This window comes from Streptomyces sp. Root1304 (genome assembly GCF_001426405.1).
GTDB lineage: Bacteria > Actinomycetota > Actinomycetes > Streptomycetales > Streptomycetaceae > Streptomyces.
Window position 1 is genome coordinate 244,606 of record NZ_LMEP01000028.1, and the last position, 17,294, is coordinate 261,899.

Annotated in this window: 15 protein-coding genes; 6 read left to right on the forward strand and 9 right to left on the reverse strand. The window is 73.9% G+C overall.

The annotated features are described in order from the left end of the window. Positions 1-73: 73 nt before the first annotated feature. The 6 genes from cseC to ASD33_RS33535 all read right to left on the reverse strand — a co-directional run bounded on the left by cseC (position 74) and on the right by ASD33_RS33535 (position 5,587). Positions 74-1,474 (reverse strand): two-component system sensor histidine kinase CseC, encoded by a 1,401-nt coding sequence (cseC, locus tag ASD33_RS33510; protein ID WP_056569584.1) that lies wholly within the window; start codon positions 1,472-1,474, stop codon positions 74-76. A 12-nt stretch (positions 1,475-1,486) separates the two neighbouring features. Then, a complete protein-coding gene (gene cseB / locus ASD33_RS33515; RefSeq protein WP_056569587.1) occupies positions 1,487-2,188 on the reverse strand; it encodes a two-component system response regulator CseB in 702 nt (233 codons plus the stop codon). 110 nt (positions 2,189-2,298) lie between these two features. Beyond that, a complete protein-coding gene (locus tag ASD33_RS33520; RefSeq protein WP_199863643.1) occupies positions 2,299-3,075 on the reverse strand; it encodes a hypothetical protein in 777 nt (258 codons plus the stop codon). Beyond that, positions 3,063-3,635, reverse strand: coding sequence for a SigE family RNA polymerase sigma factor (locus tag ASD33_RS33525; RefSeq protein ID WP_056569590.1), 573 nt, complete (start codon positions 3,633-3,635; stop codon positions 3,063-3,065). Before ASD33_RS33525 ends, ASD33_RS33520 begins: the two co-directional genes overlap by 13 nt. Before the next feature lie 177 nt (positions 3,636-3,812). After that, positions 3,813-4,874, reverse strand: a complete 1,062-nt coding sequence (locus ASD33_RS33530) for an A/G-specific adenine glycosylase (protein ID WP_242427262.1) — start codon at positions 4,872-4,874, stop codon at positions 3,813-3,815. A gap of 32 nt (positions 4,875-4,906) precedes the next feature. Further along, positions 4,907-5,587 carry a phosphatase PAP2 family protein gene (locus ASD33_RS33535; RefSeq protein WP_056569593.1) on the reverse strand — a complete coding sequence of 227 codons (681 nt, stop codon included), beginning with the start codon at positions 5,585-5,587 and terminating at the stop codon, positions 4,907-4,909. A gap of 246 nt (positions 5,588-5,833) precedes the next feature. Between ASD33_RS33535 and ASD33_RS33540 the strand changes: the two genes are divergently transcribed. Continuing rightward, complete coding sequence (locus ASD33_RS33540) at positions 5,834-6,679, forward strand: hypothetical protein (RefSeq protein WP_056569597.1); 846 nt, start codon at positions 5,834-5,836, stop codon at positions 6,677-6,679. An 87-nt stretch (positions 6,680-6,766) separates the two neighbouring features. Here ASD33_RS33540 and disA read toward each other — a convergent pair whose 3' ends face one another. Then, entirely contained in the window at positions 6,767-7,891 is a 1,125-nt protein-coding gene (disA, locus tag ASD33_RS33545) for a DNA integrity scanning diadenylate cyclase DisA (RefSeq protein WP_056569600.1), read from the reverse strand. Positions 7,892-8,218: 327 nt separating this feature from the next. After that, on the reverse strand, positions 8,219-9,616 hold the full coding sequence (radA, locus tag ASD33_RS33550) for a DNA repair protein RadA (RefSeq protein WP_056569604.1): 1,398 nt from the start codon (positions 9,614-9,616) through the stop codon (positions 8,219-8,221). Positions 9,617-9,776: 160 nt separating this feature from the next. On the opposite strand from radA, the gene ASD33_RS33555 reads away from it, so the two are divergent. Continuing rightward, positions 9,777-11,564, forward strand: coding sequence for a sigma-70 family RNA polymerase sigma factor (locus tag ASD33_RS33555; protein WP_056569607.1), 1,788 nt, complete (start codon positions 9,777-9,779; stop codon positions 11,562-11,564). Positions 11,565-11,744: 180 nt separating this feature from the next. Here the strand turns inward: ASD33_RS33555 and ASD33_RS33560 are convergent, their stop codons facing one another. After that, on the reverse strand, positions 11,745-12,548 hold the full coding sequence (locus ASD33_RS33560) for a hypothetical protein (RefSeq protein ID WP_199863646.1): 804 nt from the start codon (positions 12,546-12,548) through the stop codon (positions 11,745-11,747). Positions 12,549-12,652: 104 nt separating this feature from the next. On the opposite strand from ASD33_RS33560, the gene ASD33_RS33565 reads away from it, so the two are divergent. The 4 genes from ASD33_RS33565 to ilvD all read left to right on the forward strand — a co-directional run bounded on the left by ASD33_RS33565 (position 12,653) and on the right by ilvD (position 17,234). Further along, positions 12,653-13,585: a Ppx/GppA phosphatase family protein gene (locus ASD33_RS33565; protein ID WP_079045153.1), complete on the forward strand. Its 933-nt coding sequence runs from the start codon at positions 12,653-12,655 to the stop codon at positions 13,583-13,585. A gap of 181 nt (positions 13,586-13,766) precedes the next feature. Beyond that, entirely contained in the window at positions 13,767-14,603 is an 837-nt protein-coding gene (locus ASD33_RS33570; protein ID WP_199863644.1) for a sugar phosphate isomerase/epimerase, read from the forward strand. Then, positions 14,600-15,211 carry a TetR family transcriptional regulator gene (locus tag ASD33_RS33575; RefSeq protein WP_056569613.1) on the forward strand — a complete coding sequence of 204 codons (612 nt, stop codon included), beginning with the start codon at positions 14,600-14,602 and terminating at the stop codon, positions 15,209-15,211. The genes ASD33_RS33570 and ASD33_RS33575 overlap by 4 nt, the downstream gene beginning before the upstream one ends. Positions 15,212-15,380: 169 nt before the next feature. After that, entirely contained in the window at positions 15,381-17,234 is a 1,854-nt protein-coding gene (gene ilvD / locus ASD33_RS33580; RefSeq protein WP_056569617.1) for a dihydroxy-acid dehydratase, read from the forward strand. Positions 17,235-17,294: the final 60 nt, after the last annotated feature.

The following is a 17,294-nucleotide window of genomic DNA, read 5'->3' on the forward strand; positions in this document are numbered from 1 at the left end:
CCCGGAGGAGTACGTACGACGGTGGGGCCGGTCCCGGAACGGGGGCCGGCCCCACCGGCGTACCCCCGAGGACTCAGTCCGACGACGGCCGGCAGTCCGACGGCGGCCGGGAGCCCGGCGAAGGCCGCGCCTCCGCCGCCCGCTGCTCCAGCCGGCACAGCTCCGCCGGCCGCAGCATCGGGAAGCTCCCCGTGTTCGTCGGCGCGTGGTCCGGCAGCCACAGCACGGCGATGGCGCCGCCCACCCCGTTCGGCGCCGCCTCGGAGGCCACGTTCCGGAAGGTGAGCCGGGCGCCGAGCACCCGGGCCTGGCCCGCCGCGATCGTCAGGCCAAGGCCGTGGCCCTGCCCGGCGCGGTCGCTCGTACCCGTACGGAACCGGCTCGGGCCCTCCTTGAGGAGCGCCTCCGGAAAGCCGGGGCCGTGGTCCCGGACGCGGACGACCCGGCCCTCGACGGTGACCTCCACCTGCGGCTTGCCGTGCTTGGCGGCGTTCGCGAGGAGATTGCCCAGGACTCGTTCGAGCCGCCGCGGGTCGGTGTTCACCCAGTCCTCGTGGACGACGCGGACGACCACCTCGGGGTCGAGGGCCCGCACCCGCCGCTCCACGAACTCGCCGAGCGCGATCTCCTGCAGCTCCGCCCGCTCCGAGGCGCTGTCGAGCCGGGCCACTTCGAGCACGTCCTCGACCAGCGTCCGCATCGCCTGCGCCCGGTCCCGCACCAGCTCCGTGGGGCGGCCCGGCGGCAGCAGCTCGGCCGCCGTGAGCAGCCCGGTCACGGGGGTGCGCAGCTCGTGCGCGATATCGGCGGTGACCCGCCGCTCCGCCTCGATCCGTTCGTTGAGGGCGTCGGTCAGGGCGTCGACCGCCCACGCGAGGTCGTCGGTCTCGTCCCGTACGACTCCGCCGACGGCGTCCCGCACCCGTACGTCCGTGTTGCCCTGGGCGACCCGCCCCGCCGCGACGGCCGCCTTCCGCAGCCGTCGCGAGAGCTGTCCGCCGATGAGCACGCCGAGCGCGCAGCCGCCGAAGACGACCGAGACCGAGCCGATGACCAGGGCCCGGTCCAGATCGCTCATGATCGTCGCGCTGCGGTCGGCGAAGGGGATGTGGAGGGAGAGCACGTCGCCGTTGGCGAGCGGCACGGCGGCCCACACGTCGGGCGGCCCGCCGTGCCGGTGCTCCTGCACGTACGTGCCGCGCCGCCGGTCCCGCATCAGCTCGTCGAGCTGGGCGGGCAGCGAGGGGTCGTTGATCTTCGTGCCGAAGCGCGGTTCCTTGGGCTTCGAGGTCTCGTACATGCGCTGCGCGAACAGCAGCCGCTCCATCTGCACCTCGCGCGCGTTGTCGAGCATCGAGATGCGGGCGGCGTTGTGCACGACCACGCTCAGGGTGATCGCGATCAGCGCGCCGACGGCCGCGATGGCGACGGCGATCTTCCAGCGGACCCCGGTCCGCAGGGGGAGCAGCTTCATCCCGTACGCGCCCTAGCTCTTGAGCTTGTAGCCGAAGCCGCGGACCGTCTCGATCCTGTCCTGGCCGATCTTGGCGCGCAGCCGCTGCACATGGACGTCGACGACGCGGGTGTCGCCGCCCCAGCCGTAGTCCCAGACCCGCTCCAGGAGCTTGTCCCGGGAGAGCACGGTGCCGGGCGCGGACGAGAACTCCAGGAGCAGCCGCATCTCGGTCGGGGTCAGGCCGACCGGCACGCCGCCCTTGCGGACCTCCATGCCCTCGGTGTCGACCTCCAGGTCACCGAAGACGAGGAGCCCGCCGTCCGCCGCCCCCTCGCCGTGCTCACCGGCGCCGGGTCCGCCCGCGTGACCGAAACGGCGCAGGACGGCACGGATGCGGGCCATCAGCACGGAGCCGTCGAAGGGCTTGGTGACGTAGTCGTCGGCCCCCGCCTCCAGGCCGAGGACGACGTCGATCGAGTCGGCGCGCGCCGACAGCATGATCACCGGCACGGTCGACTCGTCGCGGATGCGGCGGCAGAGGCTGACCCCGTCCATGCCGGGCAGCATCACGTCGAGGAGGGCGATGTCCGGCCGCTGCGCGCGGAAGGCGTCGAGGCCGGAGAGCCCGTCGGGCATGGCCGTGACCCGGAAGCCGTCCCGCTCCAGGGCGAGCTGGGTGGCCTCACGGATGACGTCGTCGTCCTCGACGAAGAGGACATGGGTTTCGGCCATCGTGCGTGTCCTTCGGGTCTGTGCGCTGCTGCTGTGTGCGGGTTCGGGAGCGTCCGCCGGGTGCGGACCCTCCGCCGCGGGGTGTCCGCCGGGTCCGGGAGGCGTACGGCTCAGTCGGCGGGGCTCGCGGCCGGCGCGGGTTCCTCGACGCCGGCGTCGCCGAGGGCGCGGCTGTAGTCGTTGTGGACCCAGTCGTGCTGGGTGAACTTGTTCCCCGACCAGCGGTACGTGATGACGTCCTCGCCCGAGGGGTACGCGACCGGGTCGCCCTTGGCGTACACCTGCTTGGTGACGACGAGGTCGCCCCGGTCGATCGTGGCGTAGACGGCCGCGTCCTCCGCCATGAAGACGTTCTCGTACCGGTCGCTCCGCATCCGGTACACATAGGTGCCGATGCCGACGGCGTCACCGCAGGTCATCACGTTGACGACGACGTCCGGTGCGGGGGCGTTGGTGAGATTGCCGTAGGAGGCGTCCACCGGGTACGCGTCCGCGACGCAGGGCTTCAGATCGGCCTTGAGCCGCTCGCCGATCTTCGGGTCGGCCTTCAGCAGCGCGATCGGGTCCACCCGCTCGGCGGACTGCGGGCCGCCGGTGGTGGTCACGGAGGGGGTGGGCGCGGCGGCGGCCACCTCGTCGGTGCGGGCGGCGCCCTCGTCGCGGGAGCCGGTGCCGCCGGTGGAGCAGGAGGCCAGGAAGAGCCCGAGGGCGACGACCCCGGCCGTCGCCGTGAGCCCCGTCGCCCGGGCGGTACGGCGCCGGCGGCGCCGCCCGGTTCCGCACCGTTCGCCGCCGCCGGGGCCGTCATCGCCGTGGATGCCGCCGCTGCCGCCGTGGCGTACGCCGTCGTGGCGTCTGCCGTCGGCTTCGCCGTCTAGGCCGCGCACTGCTCCCGCTCCCGTTCGTCGCCTCGTACGGTCGTGCGCTCCCCGGTCCGCCCGAGGGCACGGGCGTCGAGGTCGCGGCTCTCCAGCTCCTGACGGAGCCGGGCGAGCGCGCGGTGGAGCGTGGACTTCACCGTACCCGTCGACATGCCGAGCGCCGCCGCCGTCTCCTCCGTGCTCATCTGCTCCCAGTGGCGCAGGACGACGACGCTGCGCTGCTTCGGCGCGAGCACCTTCAGGATGTCCATGAGCAGGGCGCGGTCGGCGTGCTGCTCGGTGGCGTCGTCGACGCAGGCGTCGGGGAGCTGCTCGGTGGGGACCTCTTCGAGCTTGCGGGAGCGCCACCACTCGGTCCGGGTGTTGATCATGACCCGGCGGAGGTAGGCGTCGGCCAGCGACTTGTCGGCGATGCCGTCCCAGCGGCCGAACGTCCTGGCCAGGGCGGTCTGGAGAAGGTCCTGGGCGTCGACGGGGTCGGCCACGAGACGCCGGGCACTGCGCAGCAGCGCGTCCTGCCGCGTGCGTACGTACTCCTCGAAGTCGAGCACCTCGCCATGCCTCATCCGAACCGCCTCCGAACCCCGTGACCTGCTTCGTTCCTCGTGTCGTGGACGACGCTACGGAGCGCTTGTCACGGGGCTGTGCGTGGCAGCCGTCGGTGGACGCACGGCTACCCATCGGTTGTGTAACGACGAGGGGGCGGAGGTTTCGGGGGCGGGGGAGCGGGGTTCCGCCCGTGCTCAGGCCACCGGAAGCCGGTAGAAGCCGTCCTCCAGCGGTTCGACCAGGCCGTCCGCGACCAGGCCGTCCAGCGCCCTGGCCCGCTGCACCGGCTCGTCCCAGACCGTGTCCAGGGCCGCCTGCGCCACCGGCTCGTGCGACTCCCGCAGCACCGCGAGGAGCCGGCCGCGGACCTGGCGGTCGGTGCCGGCGTACGTCTGGCCGCGCCGCGGCGGGCCGTCGTGCGCCGGCTTCCCCGAGAGCCGCCAGGCGCACTGCCCGGAGATCGGGCAGCGCCCGCAGTCCTCGTTCTTCGCCGTGCAGACGAGCGCGCCCAGCTCCATCGACGCGGCGGCCCAGCGGGCGGCCTTCGTCTCGTCCTCCGGGAGCAGCGCACGCGCGAGCCGGCGCTCGGCGGCCGTGGTCGCGTTCGGCGGGTACTGGACTCCGCCCGCCGCCCGCGCGAAGACCCGGCGCACATTGGTGTCCAGCACCGCGTGCCGCTGCCCGTACGCGAAGGAGGCCACCGCCGCGGCCGTGTACTCGCCGATGCCGGGCAGCGCGAGCAGCTGCCCGTGATCGCTCGGTACGTCGCCGCCGTGGCGTTCCGTTATGGCGACGGCCGCCGCGTGCAGCCGCAGCGCCCGGCGCGGATAGCCGAGGCGGCCCCAGGCGCGGACGGCCTCGCCGGGGGCGTCGGCGGCCAGGTCGGCCGGGCGGGGCCAGCGCGCGAGCCACTGCTCGTACACCGGGAGCACCCGGACGACGGGGGTCTGCTGGAGCATGAACTCGCTGACCATGACGCCCCAGGCGCCGGCCTCGGGATGCCGCCAGGGCAGGTCGCGGGCGTGCCGGTCGAACCAGGCGAGGACGGGCCCGTGCAGCTCGGCGGGCGGCGTCGGAAGCTCGGGGACGCCGGGGACGCCGGGGACCTCAGAGGTGCCGGGGTCGGCCGAGGCGCCGGAGACGGCGGAGGTGCCGGGGACGGCGGAGGCCGGGGACACGGCGGGGGCCGGCGAGGGAGCCGAGGCGGCCGGGGTGCCGGGGACGGCGGAGGTGTGGGGAGCGTCGATGGAAGTCATGGCACCCCGATCCTGGCACGTCCCCGGCGGGATCAGTACGCGCCGTGGCGTGTGCGGGGGGCTTCCTCGGCGTACGAGGCGTGCGCGGGGGCGTGCGCGCGCGGTCCGCGCCCCGCACACCACACCACGGCCGAATTCCGGCTCGACCTGGCCGTCTCCACCAGCGCCCCCACCGGCCGCGCCGCCGCCCGCATCACGACGAGGGCGACCAGCGCGCCGACGAGCAGACCGACGGTCACGTCGTGCGGGTAGTGGACACCGACGAAGACCCGGGAGAAGGCCATGAGCAGCGCCATCGGCACGGTCAGCCAGACGATCCCGCGCCAGGAGAGCGCGAGGGCGATGGCGGCGGCGCCCGCGATGGCCGAGTGGTTGCTGGGGAAGGACCAGTCGCCGTGCGGCGGGCAGGCGACGAGAGAGGCGGGCGCCCCGAGGACCGCCCGGCAGGGGCGTTCCTCGTCGACCAGCGACTTCAGCGCCTCGCTCACCACGTATCCGAAGGCGGTGGCGAGCGGGGCGAGCAGCGCGAGGGCCATCACCCGGCTCGAACCCTCGCGGGAGCGCCACCAGCCGGCCAGGAACAGCACGCCGAAGAGCAGCAGTCCGGCCTCGGTCCAGACCTCGGCGAGCCACTGGAACCAGTGGGGGGTGGAGTGCGCGAAGTCGGCGACGTCGAGATACAGACGGTCGGAGAGGTCGAGAAGGGTGTTCATGGTGGACGACGCTAACCGGAATCCGGAGTCCGCCGCCCCGGGCCAACGGCCAGAGCGACCCCCGACGAAAGTGGGGGTCACCCCGGGGCGCCGGTTCTCTCCCCTTTCCGCCGGGTTCGGGAGGGGGCTCGACGCCGGTTCCGGGAAAAGTTCCCGGAACCGGCGGATGTGATCATCGGCAAAACTTGAGGTCTCGGGCGGCGGGTGGGGCGGGAGTTGGGCCGGATCTCTCGTAAGGTTCGGGTCGTGGGATCTCTGCGCAATCCGGTCGGGCCGCTTCCCTCCACCATCTACTGGCGACGGAGGGCGGTGGCGGCGTGCCTGGTGGCGCTTCTGGCGCTCCTCGCCGTGTGGGCCGTCACCTCCGGTGACGGGGGCGGGAAGAAGTCGGACGACGCCTCCAACGGCTCGTCCCCCACGCCTCCCTCGATCACCCCCGGCCCCTCCGGCACCGGAGCCGCGATCAGCCAACAGCCCGGCGGACGCGACGAGTCGGAGGACTCCGGCGAGTCCACCGGCGGCAACGGCGGCTCGGACGGGGCCGGTACGGACCCGGGTTCGGGCGGCGACGCGGGCACGGACGCGGGTACGGGGACCGGGACCGGCGGCAAGAACGGCGACACGGACGGTGCCGGCGGCGACGGCGGCGCGGGCACCGGCGCGGGCCAGCAGGTCCCGGCCGGCTCCCCGCTCCCGAACTGCCCCGCCGGAGCACTGCAGTTGACGCTCCGCAGCACCAAGGTCACCTATGAGGCGGGGGAGAAGCCCCGCTTCCACCTGGTCGTCAAGAACACCTCGAACACCACCTGCAAGGCCGACTTCGGGCCCCGCAGCGCGGTCCTGACGATCAGTGACGACAAGGACGACGAGGTCTGGTCCACCGCGGACTGCCCGCGCCCCGGCAACCCGGTCCTGCTGCGCGTCCCCGCGCACGCCACCGTCACCCACACCGTGGAGTGGGACCGCGTCCGCAGCGCCCCGCAGTGCGCCACCGCCCCGACGACCCCGATCGCCCCCGGCACCTACCTGGCGGAAGCGACGATGCCGGGCGCGAAGGTGCTCCCGGCCCCGTTCAGCCTGGCGAAGGACTGACGGACCGGGCCGACGTCACGGGTCCGGGCCTCACGGGTCCGGACCGACCTCATGGTCGCGGGCCGCGCATCGGCGACCCGGCCCGGATCAGACGTACCGCTCCAGGATCGACGACTCGGCGAGCCGCGACAGGCCCTCGCGGACGCTGCGGGCGCGCGCCTCGCCGACGCCGTCGACGGTCTGGAGGTCGTCCACGCTGGCCGCGAGCAGCTTCTGCAGCCCGCCGAAGTGCTCCACGAGCCGCTCGATGATCGCGCCCGGCAGCCTCGGCACCTTGGCGAGCAGCCGGTAACCGCGCGGCGAGACCGCCGAGTCGAGGGTCTCGGGCGAACCGCTGTAGCCCAGGGCCCGCGCCACGACCGGGAGTTCCAGCAGCTCGGTGTGGGTCAGCGCGTCCAGCTCGGTCAGCGCCTCCGCGACCGTCCGCGAGCGCTTGGCCGTCGGCTCGGGCACGTAGTCCCGGATCACCAGCTCGCGCTCCGGCTCCACGCCCGCGATCAGCTCGTCGAGCTGGAGCGACAGGAGCCGCCCGTCCGTACCGAGCTCGACCACGTACTCGGCGATCTCGGTCGCGATCCGGCGGACCATCTCCAGACGCTGGGCGACCGCCGTGACGTCCCGGACCGTGACCAGGTCCTCGATCTCCAGCGCGGAGAGCGTGCCGGCCACCTCGTCGAGCCGGAGCTTGTACCGCTCCAGGGTCGCGAGCGCCTGGTTGGCGCGGGACAGGATCGTGCCCGACTCCTCCAGGACCCGGCGCTCCCCGTCCACGTACAGCGCGATCAGGCGCATGGACTGGGAGACGGAGACGACCGGGAAGTTGCACTGCTTGGAGACCCGGTCCGCGGTGCGGTGGCGGGTGCCGGTCTCCTCGGTGGGGATGGAGGCGTCCGGGACCAGCTGGACACCCGCCCGGTGGATCTTGGTGATGTCCTTGTCGAGGACGAGCGCGCCGTCGAGCTTGCACAGCTCCCGCAGGCGCGTGGCGGCGAACTCGACGTCCAGCACGAAACCGCCGGTGCACATCGAGTCGACCGTCTTGTCCAGGCCCAGCACGATGAGACCGCCCGTGTTGCCCCGGAGGATCCGCTCCAGGCCGTCACGCAGCGCGGTGCCCGGCGCGACCGCGCTCAGGGCGGCGCGCATCAGTGCTTCGTTGCCGGAGCCCGCGCCGGACTTTCCAGGAGCTGCTGCCCCGTCCTTGGCTGCCACTGCACTCCTCCGGCTCGTACGGATGGGCGAGACCAGGGCAAAGTCTAGCGACACCGCCCCGCCGCCCTCCGCCCCCGACCGATCACGGGTGGTCCGAAAGGGGTCCCCGGCCTGACACCGGCCAAACCCTTCACGGCTTTGCGAAGCGTACGGAACACACCTGTGCATCCGTCGAACCGGCACCCGCCCTCTGCCGAACCCGCACCCGGCATCCGCCGAGCCCCGCGCCGAGCACGGGTCGAACCGCGGCGCCCGGCCCCCTCCGAACCGGGCCCGCCCCCGACCCGCCGGCCCTCGGCGCCCCGCCGCCGGACGCCCGCCCAGGCCCTACTCCTCCGCCCCCTTCGCCGCGCGGCGGCTGCGCGGCAGCACCCGCAGCGCGTCCCCCATGTCCGCGACCTCCGTCACCTTCATGCCCGCCGGGACCCTGCCCGGGTCCGAGGGGACCAGTGCGTGTGTGAAGCCCAGCCGGTGCGCCTCGGCCAGCCGGCGCTGGACGCCCGTCACCCGCCGGACCTCGCCCGCGAGCCCGACCTCGCCGATCGCGACCAGGTTCTTCGGCAGCGGCGTGTCGCTCGCGGCCGAGGCGAGCGCGAGGGCGATGGCCAGGTCGGCGGCCGGCTCGGTGAGCTTCACCCCGCCCACGGTCGCGCTGTAGATGTCCCGCTTGCCCAGAGCGGTGATCCGGCCGCGCTGCTCCAGGACCGCCAGCATCATCGAGACGCGGGAGGTCTCCAGACCGGAGGTGGTCCGGCGCGGGGACGGGATCTGGCTGTCCACGGTCAGCGCCTGCACCTCGGCGACCAGCGGACGCTTGCCCTCCAGGGTGACGGTGAGACAGGTGCCCGGCACGGCCACGTCGCGCCGGGTCAGGAACAGCCCGGACGGGTCGGCGAGCCCGGTGATGCCCTCGTCGTGCAGCTCGAAGCAGCCGACCTCGTCGGTCGCCCCGTACCGGTTCTTCACGCCCCGGACCAGCCGCAGCCGCGCGTGCCGGTCGCCCTCGAAGCTCAGTACGACATCGACCAGGTGCTCCAGGAGGCGGGGTCCCGCGATGGCCCCGTCCTTGGTGACGTGACCGACGAGCAGCGTGGCCATGCCGCGCTCCTTGGAGGCCCGGATGAGCGCTCCCGCGACCTCGCGGACCTGGGCCATGCCGCCGGGCGCGCCGTCGATCTCGGGGGAGGCGACGGTCTGCACCGAGTCCATGACCAGCAGCGAGGGCTTCACGGCGTCCAGGTGCCCGAGGACGGCCGACAGATCGGTCTCGGCCGCCAGGTACAGGTGGTCGCTGAGCGCGTTGATCCGGTCGGCGCGCATCCGGACCTGGCTCGCGGACTCCTCGCCCGTGACGTACAGCGTGCGGTGCTCGTCGCTCGCCGCCTTGGCCGCCACGTCCAGCAGGAGCGTGGACTTGCCGACGCCCGGCTCGCCCGCGAGGAGGACGACCGCCCCGGGCACCAGACCCCCGCCCAGGACCCGGTCGAGCTCGTCGACCCCGGTCGAGCGGGCGGTCGCCTGCCGGCTGTCGACCTGCCCGATGGGCACGGCGGCGGCGGACACCCGCCCCGCCGCGGTCGTACGCACGGCGGGCGCACCGTACTCCTCGACCGTCCCCCAGGCCTGGCACTCGGGGCAGCGGCCGAGCCACTTGGCCGTCTGCCAGCCGCACTCGGTGCAGCGGTAGGACGGCCGGTCCTTGGTCGATTTCGTACGGGCAGCCATGTCGCCCACCGTAGCGGCCACCACCGACAACGGGCCCGGGGCCTGCGCACGCCCCCGGAACGTCCGGTTCCTGTCCCCTTTCGAGCGATAGCTTCACCCGTACGAATGAGAAGTCCGCAACCGGTACGAAGAGCGCCCCCGCGCTGCCTACGGTCGACCGGTGACGAGCAGCAGGCTGGAATCCCCCGCACGCACCACCGGCGCACACCGGGCGCACCCCGCCGCGGACCAGGGCCCGCGCACGCTCGGCCGACGACCTCCCGCCCGCTACGAGGCCGCGCTCGACGGGCTCTTCACGTACTGCCTCTCCGTGCTCTGCGACCACGACACGGCCACCGCCGTCCTCGGCGACGTCCTCGCCGTCGCCGAGCGCCACCACGGCCGCTGCCCCTCCGACGAGGACGGCCGTACGGCCTGGCTGTACGCCCTCGCCCGCTGGGCCTGCCTCCGCAGCCTCGGCGAGCAGCGCCGCAGGCGCCAGGGCGCCCACACCGGCCGCCCCGCCGTCACCGCGCCCGAGCCGCCCCGGGTCCCCGAGGAGACCGCCGAGCGCCGCCGCGCCGAACTCGCCCGGCTCGCCTGGCCCGAGGCCGCCGGCACCACCCCCGAGCAGCGCGAGGCCCTGGAACTGGCCGTCCGCCACGGCCTCAGCCACCGTCAGGTCGCCGCCGTGCTCTCCCTCGACCCGCTCGCTGCCCGCGAACTCCTCGCCACCGCCGGCTGCGAGGTCGAGCGCACCCGCGCCGCCCTCGCCGTCGTCGAGACCGGCAGCTGCCCCACCGTCGCCCGGCTCACCGGCGACCACCAGGTGCTCCTGTCCGCCGCCCTGCGCGCCGAACTCGTCCGGCACGTCGACGACTGCCCCCGCTGTCGGAAGGCCGCCGAGCGGGTCGGCGCCACCGCCCCCTGGCCGGGCGCAGGGGCCCTGCCCTCCGCCGGGCTGCCGCTCGTCGAGGCGCCCCGGGCCGCCGCGTACATGGCGATGCTTCACGTCCCGCGCGCGCGTGCCGGCGCCCCGCGCTTCGCGCCGACCGGATTCCCCATGGACCCCAAGGACCACGTGGCCCGCCGCGACCGGATGCGGGCCCGCGCGGTCACCACCACCGTCGTCGCGGCCGTGGTCGCCGCCCCCGTCCTCGCCCTGTGGACCTCCTACCGGGGCACCCCGGCCGCCGACGCGAGCGGCCACGACGGCGCCCGGATCAGCGCGAGCGACCGGGACGAACAGGTCGGCCCCGACGGCCGCCCGTACGACCGCTACGAGAACGCGGGCAACGCCCGCACCACCCCCGAGCCCCGCTTCACCCGCGGCAGCCGCGCCCCCGACGTCTCCGTCGAGGTGCTCAGTCCCGGCGGCCCCACCGGCTCCGCGGGCCCGTCCCGGCCCGGTGAACCCGCCCCCGGCTGGATCACCGTGGGCGCCCGGAGCCACGGCGACCTCACGCTGCTCACACTCACCGCCGACGGCGGCGCGCCCGTCGACTGGTCGCTGTGGACGGACGCGCCCTGGCTGTACGTGAGCCGGGCCTCGGGCACGCTCCGCCCCGGCGAGACGGTCACGATCGCCGTCCGCGTGGACCACGGCCGCGAGCCCCGGGGCGCCTGGAGCGCGCGGCTCGGGGTGAACCCCTCGGGCGCGGTGGTCAGGATCGACGGGCGCGGCGAGACCGCCCCGCCGCCGGTCGTGGACCCGGGCACCCCGCCGACGACGACACGGCCGACCACCCCGTCGACGAGCCCGCCCACCACCGGGCCGACGACCCCGCCGACGACGGACCCGGGCACGACGGAGCCGACGGACCCGTCGACGAGCCCGCCGACCACGGAACCGACCACCACGCCCCCGACGACGGAGCCGACGTCCACGCCGCCGACGACGGACCCGGGCACGACGGAACCGACCACGCCACCACCGACGACGGAGGAACCCCCGTCGCCGTCGTCCTGAGCCGGAGCACCGACGCCGGGCCCTGGGCGTCAGACTCTCGGGCCCGGGCGACACGAGGCCACCGGCCTCAGGAGGTCACCGGCCTCGGGCGGCCCCGGGCCTCAAACGGCCCCGGACCTCGGGCGGCCCCGGCCCTCAAGCGATCTCAGCCTTCAGCCGGCCCCCGGCCGGCGCCCGGTCTCAGACCTTCGGGTCCGCCGGGTGCGGGGCCACCAGCGGCAGCTGCGAGGAGAGCCGCGCCGCGCACAGCCCGGCCAGCACCTCGTAGGCCTCCTTGCCCATCATCTCGGTCAGCTCGGGCCGGTACGTCACGTAGACCGGCTCGCCCGCCCCGTGCGCCGAGGTGGCCGAGGTGCACCACCAGTGCAGGTCGTGGCCGCCGGGACCCCAGCCCCTGCGGTCGTACTCCCCGATCGACACCTGGAGGACCCGGGTGTCGTCCGGCCGGTCGATCCAGTCGTACGTACGCCGCACCGGCAGCTGCCAGCAGACGTCCGGCTTGGTCTCCAGCGGCTCCTTGCCCTCCTTCAGGGCCAGGATGTGCAGCGAGCAGCCCGCGCCGCCCGCGAAGCCGGGACGGTTCTGGAAGATGCAGGACCCCTCCCAGCGGCGGGTCTGCCGGTCACCGTCCTCGTCGAGCTGGGTCCAGCCCGACTCCGTGCCGACGTCGTGGAACTGCCACAGCTCGGGCGTCAGCCGGGCCACGTGCCCGGCGACCCGCTTCTCGTCGTCCTCGTCGGAGAAGTGCGCGCCGAGCGTGCAGCAGCCGTCGTCGGCCCGCCCCGCCTGGATGCCCTGGCAACCGCTGCCGAAGACGCACGTCCAGCGCGAGGTCAGCCAGGTCAGGTCACAGCGGAAGACCTGCTCCTCGTCGGCGGGGTCGGGAAACTCGACCCACGCGCGCGCGAAGTCGAGGCCCTTCTCGTCCGGCTCCACGCTCTTGCCCCGCTTCTTGCCGCTCTTCACACCCTTGCCGGCCGTCACGCCCGTCACATCGATGTCGCCACCGCGGTCTTTGCCCGGCTTCGCCTTCTTCGTCTTTGGCACAAGTCCAAGCGTATGCGGGCAGGCGCAGTAGCGTTCCGCCCATGAGACTCGGAGTCCTCGACGTCGGTTCGAACACAGTGCACTTCCTGGTGGTGGACGCCCACCCCGGCGCCCGGCCGCTGCCCGCCCATTCCCACAAGGCGGAGCTGCGGCTCGCCGAACTCCTCGACGAGCGGGGCGCCATCGCGCCCCACGGCGTCGAGCGGCTCATCGCGACCGTCCGGGACGCGCTGCACGCCGCCGAGGACAAGGGCTGCGAGGAGGTGCTGCCGTTCGCGACCTCCGCGGTCCGCGAGGCCAGCAACGCCGACGCCGTCCTCGCGCGCGTGAAGGACGAGACCGGGGTCGACCTCCAGGTCCTCACCGGCGAGGAGGAGGCCCGGCTCACCTTCCTCGCCGCCCGCCGCTGGTACGGCTGGTCCGCGGGCAAGCTGCTCCTCCTCGACATCGGCGGCGGCTCCCTCGAAGTCGCGTACGGCCTCGACGAGGACCCCGACACCGCGGTCTCCCTGCCGCTCGGCGCGGGCCGGCTGACCGCCGGCTGGCTGCCCGGCGACCCCGCCGACACCGCCGACGTGAAGGCGCTCCGCCGCCATGTGCGCGCCCAGATCGCGCGTACGGTCGGCGACTTCAGCCGCTCCGGCCGCCCCGACCACGTGGTGGCCACCTCGAAGACGTTCAAGCAGCTGGCCAGGATCGCGGGCGCCCCGGGCTCGGGGGAGGGGCTCTACGTCCAGCGGATCCTGAGCCGCAAGTCCCTGGAGGAGTGGGTCCCGCGCCTCGCCGCGATGACGGCCCCCGAGCGCGCGGCCCTGCCGGGCGTCTCGGAGGGCCGCGCCGGCCAGCTCCTCGCGGGCGCGCTCGTCGCGGAGGGCGCGATGGACCTGCTCGGGGTGGAGGAACTGGAGATCTGCCCCTGGGCCCTGCGCGAGGGCGTCATCCTCCGCCGCCTGGACCACCTGCCGACGGAGTAGCCGGGGCCGGGGGCACGGGCACCCCCTCCGCGCGCGTGGTGACGCAGCCCCCGCCCACGCGCGCGCGTGGTGACGCATCCCACGCCCACCTCGTGGAGGAACCCCCGGCCGCCCACCCCGCCCCCGCCGGCGTGACCCGAACCACCCCCCGGTCCCCCACCCCGCCCCGTACCCTGTCTCCGTGGCAGAACCAGTGGTGCGCGTCCCGGATGCGAAGGTCGCCCTGTCGACGGCCTCGGTCTATCCGGAGTCGACGGCGACGGCCTTCGAGATCGCCGCGCGCCTCGGCTACGACGGCGTCGAGGTCATGGTGTGGACCGACCCGGTCAGCCAGGACATCGAGGCCCTGCGGCGGCTCTCCGACTACCACCAGGTCCCGATCCTGGCCGTGCACGCCCCCTGCCTCCTCATCACCCAGCGCGTCTGGTCCACCGACCCGTGGACCAAGCTCCAGCGCGCCCAGGCCGCGGCCGAACGGCTCGGCGCGTCGACGGTCGTCGTCCACCCGCCCTTCCGCTGGCAGCGCCAGTACGCCAAGGACTTCGTCACCGGCATCTGGCGGATGGCGGACGAGACCGACGTACGGTTCGCCGTCGAGAACATGTACCCCTGGCGGTACAAGGACCGCGAGATGCTCGCGTACGCCCCCGAGTGGGACGTCACCAAGGACGACTACCGGCACTTCACCGTCGACCTCTCGCACACCGCGACCGCCCGTACCGACGCCCTCGCGATGATCGACCGCATGGGCGACCGGCTCGGTCACGTCCACCTCGCCGACGGCAAGGGCTCGGCCAAGGACGAGCACCTCGTCCCGGGGCGCGGCACCCAGCCCTGCGCCGAACTCCTGGAGCGCCTGGCGCTCACCGGCTTCGACGGCCATGTCGTCATCGAGGTCAACACCCGCCGCGCGATGTCAGCCGCCGAACGCGAGGCCGACCTCGCGGAGGCCCTGGCGTTCACCCGGCTCCACCTCGCGTCGGCCGCGACCCGCCCCTCCCGGGTGCCGCGGCCGTGACCGAACCGGCCCCGCGCCGGCGCGGCCGCCCCTCCCGTACCGGCGAGGAGAGCGGACCGGGCACCCGCGAACGCATCCTGGAGGCGGCCCGCGCCCAGTTCGCCGAGCGGGGGTACGACAAGACCTCGGTGCGCGGCATCGCCAAGGCGGCCGGGGTGGACCCGGCGCTCGTCCACCACTACTTCGGGACGAAGGACGAGGTCTTCGCCGCCTCGATCGAGGTCTCCTTCGAGCCGGCGACGGTGGTCCCGGCGATCGTCGGAGGCCCGCGCGAGGCGATCGGGGAGCGGCTCGCGCGCTTCTTCATCGGCGTCTGGGAGAACCCGGCCAGCCGCGCCCCGCTGCTCGCGGTGGTGCGCTCGGCGCTGACCCACGAGGCGGCGGCGAAAGTGCTGCGGGCGTTCGTGCTGCGGCGCCTCCTGGAGCGGATCGCGGCCGAGCTCGACGTACCGGACCCGAAGTTCCGGGCGGAGCTCGCGGCCTCCCACATGATCGGGATCGCGATCATGCGGTACGTGATCCAGGTCGAGCCGCTGGCCTCGGCGGACCCGGAGGACATCGTGACCCAGGTCGCGCCGACGCTCCAGCGCTATCTGACCGAGGCCTGAACACCGGGCCGCGTGCCCGGACCGCGCACCCCGGCCGAGTCCGGACCGCCGGGCCGGAGCCCGCCCGAAAGCTGAACACCCGGTCCGCCATGCGGACGCGCTGTCCAGATCTTGGTCCGTCGGCGTAGGCTCGGACACAAGCACCCCCATCACTGAGGAGCGAGCGACGATGCCCGAGCTGAGGTCCCGCACAGTCACCCACGGCCGCAACATGGCGGGCGCACGCGCCCTGATGCGCGCCTCCGGTGTACCCGGCGCGGACATCGGCCGGAAGCCGATCATCGCGGTCGCCAACTCCTTCACGGAGTTCGTCCCCGGGCACACCCACCTCCAGCCCGTCGGCCGGATCGTCTCCGAGGCCATCACGGCCGCCGGCGGCATCGCCCGCGAGTTCAACACGATCGCCGTCGACGACGGCATCGCGATGGGCCACGGCGGCATGCTGTACTCGCTCCCCTCCCGCGACCTGATCGCGGACAGCGTGGAGTACATGGTCGAGGCGCACTGCGCCGACGCCCTGATCTGCATCTCCAACTGCGACAAGATCACCCCCGGCATGCTGATGGCCGCCCTGCGCCTCAACATCCCGACGGTCTTCGTCTCCGGCGGCCCGATGGAGTCCGGCCGCGCGACCCTCGTCGACGGCTCGGTCCGCACGCTCGACCTGGTCGACGCGATCTCCGACGCCGTGAACCCGAACATCTCGGACGAGGACATCTCCCGCATCGAGGAGAACGCCTGTCCGACCTGCGGGTCCTGTTCCGGCATGTTCACCGCCAACTCGATGAACTGCCTGACCGAGGCCATCGGCCTCTCCCTCCCCGGCAACGGCACGGTGCTCGCCACCCACACCGCCCGCAGGGCGCTGTACGAGGACGCCGCCCGCACGGTCGTCGACATCACCCGTCGCTACTACGACGAGGACGACGCCTCCGTCCTGCCGCGCTCGGTCGCGACCCGCGGGGCCTTCGAGAACGCCATGGCCCTCGACATCGCCATGGGCGGCTCGACCAACACGATCCTGCACCTGCTCGCCGCCGCCCAGGAGGCCGAGCTGGACTACGGCCTGCCGGACATGGACGAGGTCTCGCGCCGGGTGCCCTGCCTGGCCAAGGTGGCCCCGAACGTCGCCAAGGACCGTACGTACTACATGGAGGACGTGCACCGGGCGGGCGGCATCCCGGCCATCCTCGGCGAGCTCTACCGTGCCGGACTGCTGAACGAGGACGTCCACACCGTCCACTCCCGCTCCGTCAAGGAGTGGCTGGAGGCCTGGGACGTGCGCGGCGGCTCCCCGTCCGACGAGGCCGTCGAGCTGTGGCACGCGGCCCCCGGCTGCGTCCGCTCGGCGACCGCCTTCTCCCAGTCGGAGCGCTGGGACACCCTCGACACGGACGCGGCGAACGGCTGCATCCGCGACGCGGCCCACGCGTACTCGAAGGACGGCGGCCTCGCCGTCCTGCACGGCAACCTCGCCGTCGACGGCTGTGTCGTGAAGACGGCCGGCGTCGACGAGTCGATCTGGACCTTCGAGGGCCCGGCCGTGGTCTGCGAGTCGCAGGACGAGGCCGTCGAGAAGATCCTCAACAAGCAGATCACCCACGGCGACGTGATCGTCATCCGCTACGAGGGCCCGCGCGGCGGCCCCGGCATGCAGGAGATGCTCTACCCGACCTCGTTCCTCAAGGGCCGGGGCCTGGGCAAGACCTGCGCCCTCGTCACCGACGGCCGCTTCTCCGGCGGCACCTCGGGCCTGTCCATCGGCCACGCCTCTCCGGAGGCGGCCTCGGGCGGCACCATCGCCCTCGTCGAGGACGGCGACCGCATCCGCATCGACATCCCGAACCGCTCGATCGAACTGCTCGTCGACGACGAGACCCTCGCCGCCCGCCGGGACGCGCTGAACGGCGTGTACGAGCCGAAGAACCGTCAGCGCAAGGTGTCGGCGGCCCTGCGCGCGTACGCGGCGATGGCGACGAGCGCCGACAAGGGCGCGGTCCGCGACGTGACGAAGCTGGGCTGACCCGCCCGGAGCGGACGAGAACGAACGACGGCGGCGGGGACCGGGCGGAGACGCCCGCTC